General features: G+C 54.1%; 8 protein-coding genes. 2 read left to right on the top strand and 6 right to left on the bottom strand.

Annotated features, from left to right (window positions below; all coding sequences use genetic code 11):
- A partial coding sequence (gene zapE / locus ABYP33_RS07190; protein ID WP_373089904.1) for an AFG1/ZapE family ATPase occupies window positions 1-172 on the bottom strand: 172 nt, incomplete at its 3' end.
- 149 nt (window positions 173-321) lie between these two features.
- Here zapE and ABYP33_RS07185 point away from each other — a divergent pair.
- Window positions 322-798: a YhcB family protein gene (locus ABYP33_RS07185; protein ID WP_373089900.1), complete on the top strand. Its 477-nt coding sequence runs from the start codon at window positions 322-324 to the stop codon at window positions 796-798.
- 67 nt (window positions 799-865) lie between these two features.
- On the opposite strand, the gene ABYP33_RS07180 is transcribed toward ABYP33_RS07185, so the two are convergent.
- Window positions 866-1,627, bottom strand: a complete 762-nt coding sequence (locus ABYP33_RS07180; protein ID WP_373089898.1) for a Nif3-like dinuclear metal center hexameric protein — start codon at window positions 1,625-1,627, stop codon at window positions 866-868.
- 73 nt (window positions 1,628-1,700) lie between these two features.
- Between ABYP33_RS07180 and ABYP33_RS07175 the strand changes: the two genes are divergently transcribed.
- On the top strand, window positions 1,701-2,777 hold the full coding sequence (locus tag ABYP33_RS07175) for a trypsin-like peptidase domain-containing protein (protein WP_373089895.1): 1,077 nt from the start codon (window positions 1,701-1,703) through the stop codon (window positions 2,775-2,777).
- Between the two features lie 34 nt (window positions 2,778-2,811).
- Here the strand turns inward: ABYP33_RS07175 and hisC are convergent, their stop codons facing one another.
- Genes hisC through murA form a run of 4 tightly spaced genes read right to left on the bottom strand, consistent with a single transcriptional unit; the run spans window position 2,812 to window position 7,155 of the window.
- The gene (gene hisC, locus ABYP33_RS07170; protein WP_373089893.1) at window positions 2,812-3,879 is read right to left on the bottom strand and encodes a histidinol-phosphate transaminase; all 1,068 of its coding nucleotides are present in this window, start codon (window positions 3,877-3,879) and stop codon (window positions 2,812-2,814) included.
- Window positions 3,876-5,207 carry a histidinol dehydrogenase gene (gene hisD / locus ABYP33_RS07165; protein ID WP_373089890.1) on the bottom strand — a complete coding sequence of 444 codons (1,332 nt, stop codon included), beginning with the start codon at window positions 5,205-5,207 and terminating at the stop codon, window positions 3,876-3,878. Before hisD ends, hisC begins: the two co-directional genes overlap by 4 nt.
- Window positions 5,207-5,863 (bottom strand): ATP phosphoribosyltransferase, encoded by a 657-nt coding sequence (gene hisG / locus ABYP33_RS07160; protein ID WP_008251622.1) that lies wholly within the window; start codon window positions 5,861-5,863, stop codon window positions 5,207-5,209. Before hisG ends, hisD begins: the two co-directional genes overlap by 1 nt.
- A gap of 26 nt (window positions 5,864-5,889) precedes the next feature.
- Entirely contained in the window at window positions 5,890-7,155 is a 1,266-nt protein-coding gene (murA, locus tag ABYP33_RS07155) for a UDP-N-acetylglucosamine 1-carboxyvinyltransferase (RefSeq protein ID WP_373089888.1), read from the bottom strand.
- Between the last annotated feature and the right edge of the window lie 11 nt (window positions 7,156-7,166).

Here is a 7,166-nt window from a genome sequence, read left to right as displayed (position 1 = left end):
TGTGGGCGCGCCGTGTCAGGCGCGCCCACAGCCCTGCTGCGCCTGGCGCGGGCTGCGCAAGCAATTCATCATACAAACGCTGCAAACAGCTCACAGCGTATTCCTGAGCTGGATCGTAAGAAAAATCAGCCTGCTCTAGATCTCGTCGATATCGCTGTAATGGGGTAGCCACATAAAGACCCTCGTTCAAGTCGGCGCAACTTTACCGACCCAACCACGAATTGGCAATTTTTTATCGGGGCATACTGAACCCAATCGCGTGAGCAGTTATACTTAACACTACAAGAGTGACATACACGTCGACTCACCGGAGGAGTTTCTGTGCAAGACTTAAGCACCCTGATCACCGTTGCCATCATTTGTTTACTCAGTGGCGCCGCCATCGGCTACTTCATCTTGGGGCGACTAAGGCCTGAACAACAAAATCGCGCAGCACTAGAAAAACAGTTCGGCGAAATGCAGCAGCAACAGCAAGAGTATCAACAGCAGGTCAGCACCCATTTTGACCGCACCGGTGAACTTCTAAATGAACTCGCTGAAAGCTACCGCAGCGTCCACAACCATATTGTCGACGGCGCGCAAAACTTACATGCATCCGGTATCAGCCCGCTACAAGCGCTACCTGAAGGCCGCCCGGTGCTAGAGAGCAAACCCACCAAGGCCACGCCTTCAGCTCCACCGCTGGACTACGCGCCACGCCAACCCGGCAAAAAAGGCGCGTTACACGAAGAATTCGGCATGGACTCCGAAAAGAAACCCAAAGATCCTATCGATCCGCCACCAACACCACACCTCTAGCAGACTAGGCCCCAGCAACCAACACTGGGGCCAACGCCGTCCCCACCAACAAACCAGCGCGCAACCCTTAAGCGGGATTATCAATATCAATAAACTCGTGCTGCAAGTTAAATTGCGCAGCCAACGCCCCAGCCAAAGCCTGTACACCATATCGCTCGGTCGCGTGGTGACCTGCGCCAATATAGGTAATACCCAGCTCCCGCGCCGCTAATATCGTCGGCTCCGACACCTCGCCACTGAGAAAGGCATCCATGCCTAGCGCCGCCGCTTTTTCAATATAAGATTGCGCGGCCCCGGTACACCAACCAATACGCCGAATCGGCCGTTCATGACCCAATTCCAATAGCGGACGCCGCCCCAACACACTAGTAATATGGTCGGCAAAATCCTGCGCTGATTGCGGCGCCGCCAACACGCCAATATTGCCCACCGAGCGCGGATTACCGGGCTCGAGCCCGCCCTCAACCGCAATACCCAACTGCTTAGCGAGCTGAATATTATTCCCCAACTCCGGATGCGCATCCAAGGGCAAATGGTAAGCGACCAAACTGATATCATGCGCCAACAGCAAGCCAAGGCGGCGGCGCTTCATACCCACCACACAAGGGTCTTCTCCCCGCCAAAAATAGCCGTGATGCACAATAATGGCATCCGCCCGCGCCTCAATCGCTGCTTCAATCAAGGCTTGGGACGCAGTCACCCCCGACACAATACGATGTACCTCTGGCCGCCCCGCCACCTGCAGGCCATTCGGACAATAATCATTAAAATTGTGTGGCGCCAACAGGCCATCTGCAGCGGCAAGCAAAGCAGACAATGAAACACTCATACAAGCTCCCAGAAATTCGAAAACGGCGTAAATCATGCTAGGCTAGCACGCCAGCAGTTTAGCCCAGCCAAAAATGGCCAATGTAGTGCATCGCGAGGATCAGCTTTTGAATCTGCCCAACCCCAAAACTCTGATCTGGCCAACGCTTTGCGGGGCATTACTGGGCCTGTGCGTACTCGCCTACCTGCCCGGTCAACGCGACCGCGATTATGTCTATGCGGTAGATAAAGCCGCGCCAGCGGTCGCCAACATCTATACCACAAAGGTTGTGCAACAACGCCACCCGCTAGCCAACGATCCGCTATTCAAACATTTTTTTAAACGCAACGGCAAAGCCAAACAGCAGCTAGAGCGCAGTTTGGGCTCCGGCGTTATTGTCAGTGATGCCGGCTACCTATTAACAAACTACCACGTTATTAAGGGCGCTGATGAAATTTTAGTACTGCTCCACGACGGCCGCCAAGCGCTCGCTAGCGTGATCGGCAGTGACGCCGACACCGACCTTGCCGTGCTTAAGATAGACCTAGGCAATCTCACCAGTATCACGATTGGCGACCCCAGCAAAATCCGGGTCGGCAATATCGTTCTCGCCATCGGCAACCCCTACGGCTTCGGCCAAACCGTAACCCAAGGCATTGTCAGCGCCACCGGACGCTACGGGCTCGGCCTGAGCCAGTTCGAAAACTATATTCAGACCGATGCTGCCATCAACCCCGGTAACTCTGGCGGCGCCCTCATTGACACCAAAGGCCGTTTACTGGGTATCAATACCGCCATTTACACCCAGAGCGGCGGCTCTACCGGCATAGGCTTGGCCATCCCCACCGACCTCGCCCTGCGCACGATGAGCGACTTAATTACTTACGGTCGCCCGCTGCGCGGCTGGCTTGGCATTGAAGTCCAGCCCGTCGGACTTGGTACCAATGGCGTTGTTATCACAGCCCTAGCGAACAGCGGCCCCGCCGAAAAAGCCGGCTTAAAAGTCGGCGATATTCTCACTGAAATTAATGGTGAACAAGTTGGCGATGGCCACGCCGGAATGAAGCTAATCACCTATACCCGCCCCGGCCAGCATGTGCGGATTGGCTTATTGCGGGGCGAGGAACTGCTCACGATAGTGACCCAAGTCGCCGAACGCCCCAATAGTTAAAGTGCCCCTCGGCAGCTCAGCTGATACGCGATGCTTAGCCTGGCGCACCGAGAACCCGCTGTAGTGATTCAAATAACACCGCACTCTCTTCCGGTCGACCAACAGTAATACGCAAATATTGCGCTACGCGGGCCTGCTTGAAGTGACGAACAATAACACCATCTTCGCGTAAGCCTGCCGCCAGCTCGGCGGCATCGCGACTGCGGTGCCGACAAAACACAAAATTAGCGAGAGACGGCAACACATCAAAGTCTAAGGCGGCTAAATGCTGCACTAGATTTTCGCGCTCCGTGATCACCGCCTGCTGACACTGCTCAAAATAGGCTTGATCGGCAAAAGACGCCGCCGCACCAAGCTGGGCTAGGCGATCGAGGGGGTAAGAGTTAAAACTATTTTTAATCCGATCCAAGGCTTCAATTAAATCAGAATGACCAACCGCAAAGCCCACTCGCAATCCCGCCAAGGAGCGCGACTTCGACAAAGTCTGAGTCACCAGCAAATTGGGATAGTGGTTTACTAAACCAATGGCCGATTCGCCACCGAAATCCACATAGGCCTCATCAATCACCACCACAGTTTCGGTATTCACCGCCAATAGCCGCTCTATTTCCGCCAGCGGCAAAAAGCACCCAGTCGGCGCATTGGGGTTGGGGAAAATAATGCCGCCCTTCATGCCCGTGTAATCACTAACCCTAAGCTGAAAAGACGCGTCGAGCGGAATCGCCTCATAGGGAATACCGTATAAACCGCAGTAAACCGGGTAAAAACTGTAGGTAATATCTGGAAACAGCAGCGGTTTGCCATGTTGAAATAGGCCGTGAAAAATATGGGCAAGCACTTCGTCTGAGCCATTACCAACAAACACTTGGGCGCTATCAACGCCGTGATAGTCGGCAATTGCCGCCTTTAGCAGATCACTATTGGGGTCAGGGTAGCGGCGTAAATCGTCGTTAAGCCCCTGTTGCATTGCGGCCAAGGCCTGTGGCGATGGTCCATAGGGATTTTCATTGGTATTGAGCTTGGTCAGTTTTTGCAGTTTGGGCTGTTCGCCGGGAATATACGGCACTAGGTCCTTAACAAAGGGGCTCCAAAACCGGCTCATACTGACTCCTCGCCAGCGTCATCCGCTGGTAAAAAACGGTATTCCGCACTGCGGGCGTGAGCTGTTAAGGACTCCCCCCTAGCCAACACCGAGGCCACCTTGGCCAACTCTGCAGCGCCCGCTGCCGAACAACCAATAATAGATGAGCGTTTTTGAAAATCGTAAACCCCCAGCGGCGACGAAAACCGCGCCGTGCCAGAGGTTGGCAAAACGTGATTGGGGCCTGCGCAATAATCACCTAGCGCTTCAGGGGTATAGCGGCCCATAAAAATCGCGCCCGCGTGACGAACTTTAGGCAAATAATCTTGGGCATTATCAAAGGACAACTCCAAGTGCTCCGGCGCAATTCGATTACTAAGTGCGACAGCCTCATCAAGGTCTTTTACCAGAATCAAGGCGCCACGCGCAGAGAGGGATTGGCAAATAATGTCCGCCCGCTCCGACGTCGGCAACAACTTAGTAATACTCGCCTCCACCGCGTCCAAAAAGTCGACGTCAGGGCTTAATAATATAGATTGGGCATCTTCGTCGTGTTCCGCCTGGGAAAACAAATCCATGGCGATCCAGTCGGGGTCAGTCTTACCATCGCAGATCACCAGTATCTCCGATGGCCCGGCAATCATATCCAGCCCAACACTGCCAAACACCTGACGCTTTGCGGTGGCCACATAGATATTGCCGGGACCGACAATTTTATCGACTTTTGGAATGGTCATCGTGCCATAAGCTAAAGCGCCAACGGCTTGCGCCCCACCAATGGTAAATACGCGATCGACACCGGCAATCGCAGCCGCCGCCAAAACCATGTCATTCACAAAGCCTTTCGGTGTGGGCGAGACCATAATCAGCTCATCCACCCCCGCCACTTTGGCGGGTATCGCATTCATTAATACCGATGAAGGGTAGGTCGCTTTTCCGCCCGGCACGTAGAGACCAATCCGCTCAAGCGGGGTGATTTGCTGACCCAGCACGGTCCCATCAGCCTCGGTATAAGACCACGATTCCTGACGCTGGTACTGGTGATAGCTGCGAATGCGCTCGGCGGCTTTTTCTAAAGCCTCACGCACCTCGGCGGGTATCGAAAGTAACGCCGCCTGCAATCGCGCCTGAGGAATCTCCAGCTCGGCAGCGGTATCAACATCAACGCCGTCAAACTGCTTGGTATAACTGAGCAAGGCAGTATCGCCATCACTGCGAATAGCCGCCAAAACCCCCGCCACTGTATTTGCAACGGTCGGGTTGGTGGTGGCCTCCCAGTTGAGCAGTGCGGTCAGTGCGGCATCAAACCCCGCATCCACAGACCTCATGCGCCGAATAATATCTGCCATTACACAGCCTCCGATGCAGCTTGGCGAGCCTCCACAGCCGCGGTCAATTTACCGATGATATCCTGAATACTGTGGTGTTTGCGCTTCATTGCCGCCTTATTAACCACTAAGCGCGAGCTAACATCGGCGATCATATCCCGCGGCTCCATGCCATTGGCGCGCAAGGTATTACCGGTATCTACAATATCGACAATCAAATCAGCCAAATTCATCAGGGGCGCTAATTCCATAGCACCATAAAGCTTAATCAGCTCTACCTGAACGCCACGCTCAGCAAAGTGGCGACGGGCGACATTCACAAATTTAGTAGCGACCCGCACCCGACCATGGGGCAGCACCTCGCCAACCCGCCCCGCTGTCATTAAACGGCAGCGGGCAATATTTAAGTCTAGCGGCTCGTACATATCTGCCGCGCCGAGCTCCAGCAACATATCCTTACCAGCAACACCGATATCAGCCGAGCCCAACTTCACATAGGTCGGCACGTCGGTACCCCGAATAACGATAAGCTGAATATGGGCGTGATTGGTTTCAAAAATCAGCTTGCGACTGCTGCTAATATCCTCAAGCGGCACAATGCCAGCCTCGGCAAGCAGGGGCAGGGTTTCTTTAAGAATACGCCCTTTGGTAAGGGCGATAGTAACCGGCTGATCCACAGGTAAACTCCAGGAACTGATAAATTCTAGTTAGCAACCCGGCGAATATCGGCGCCGAGGGCGAGGAATTTCTCCTCAATACATTCATAGCCGCGATCAATATGATAAATCCGGTCGACTAAGGTTTCGCCATCTGCCACCAAACCAGCAATAACAAGGCTCGCCGAGGCGCGCAAATCACTGGCCATCACTGGTGCACCCTTGAGGCGGTCAATACCTTTAATCATCGCGGTATTACCTTCAATGGTGATCTTCGCGCCCATACGGTTCATTTCATGGGTTTGAATTAAGCGATTTTCAAAAATGGTTTCAGTTACATGAGACACCCCGTCAGCCACGGTATTCATCGCGGTGAACTGGGCCTGCATATCGGTAGGAAACCCCGGATATGGCATCGTCTTTATATTCACCGCTTTGGGCTGACGACCTTCCATATCAAGTGTAATCCAATCGGCACCGCTTTCGATCTTAGCACCCGCCTCCTCCAATTTAACCAATACCGCTTCCAGCGTTTCGGGACCAATGTCCCGCAGCCGAATCGAACCACGACTTGCGGCGGCGGCCACCAAATAGGTTCCCGCTTCAATACGATCAGGCATCACGGAGAAGGTACAGCCATTGAGATGCTCGACACCATCGATAGTGATGGTCGCCGTGCCGTGACCCGTTATTTTGGCACCCATGGCGATCAGGCAGTTGGCCAAATCGACAATTTCAGGCTCACGCGCGGCGTTCTCTAGCACCGTGCGGCCTTTAGCCAGCGCCGCCGCCATCATGACGTTCTCTGTACCACCAACGGTAACCATATCAAACAGAACATGCGCGCCTTTCAAACCGCCCTCAGGCGCTCGCGCAGTGATATAACCTTCGTCAATGTCGATGACCGCACCCATGGCTTCAAAGCCACGCAAATGCTGATCGACTGGCCGACTACCAATAGCGCAACCACCGGGAAAGGACACCTTGGCATGGCCGAAGTGCGCCAATAAAGGTCCCAGCACCAATATCGATGCCCGCATCGTTTTCACGAGTTCATAGGGTGCAGTCGTTTTAGTGGTCGTAGAACCGTTGATTTCAACGCCGAGTCGCTCATCAACAATAAGCTCGGTGCCCATGCTGCGTAGCAGTGCAATCATGGTGGTCACGTCGTGCAAGTGCGGGAGATTGCGGATCAATACCGGCTCACTGGACAACAAGGTGGCGGCAAGAATCGGCAACGCCGCATTTTTAGAACCGGACACGCGAATTTCTCCGGCCAAAGGGCCGCAGCCGCGTATAAGCAACTTATCCATGAATTCTCCTG

It is taken from the genome of Zhongshania sp., from assembly GCF_041584495.1.
Lineage (GTDB): Bacteria > Pseudomonadota > Gammaproteobacteria > Pseudomonadales > Spongiibacteraceae > Spongiibacter.
The sequence above is the reverse complement of the archived record's forward strand: the minus strand, read 5'-3'. Positions and strand labels throughout refer to the sequence as shown.

What these genes read in the sequence shown, in the direction of transcription:
- ABYP33_RS07180 (WP_373089898.1), bottom strand. Translation starts at nt 1,627, where the DNA reads ATGAGTGTTTCATTGTCTGCTTTGCTTGCCGCTGCAGATGGCCTGTTG.
- ABYP33_RS07175 (WP_373089895.1), top strand. Translation starts at nt 1,701, where the DNA reads ATGGCCAATGTAGTGCATCGCGAGGATCAGCTTTTGAATCTGCCCAAC.
- hisC (WP_373089893.1), bottom strand. Translation starts at nt 3,879, where the DNA reads ATGAGCCGGTTTTGGAGCCCCTTTGTTAAGGACCTAGTGCCGTATATT.
- hisD (WP_373089890.1), bottom strand. Translation starts at nt 5,207, where the DNA reads ATGGCAGATATTATTCGGCGCATGAGGTCTGTGGATGCGGGGTTTGAT.
- murA (WP_373089888.1), bottom strand. Translation starts at nt 7,155, where the DNA reads ATGGATAAGTTGCTTATACGCGGCTGCGGCCCTTTGGCCGGAGAAATT.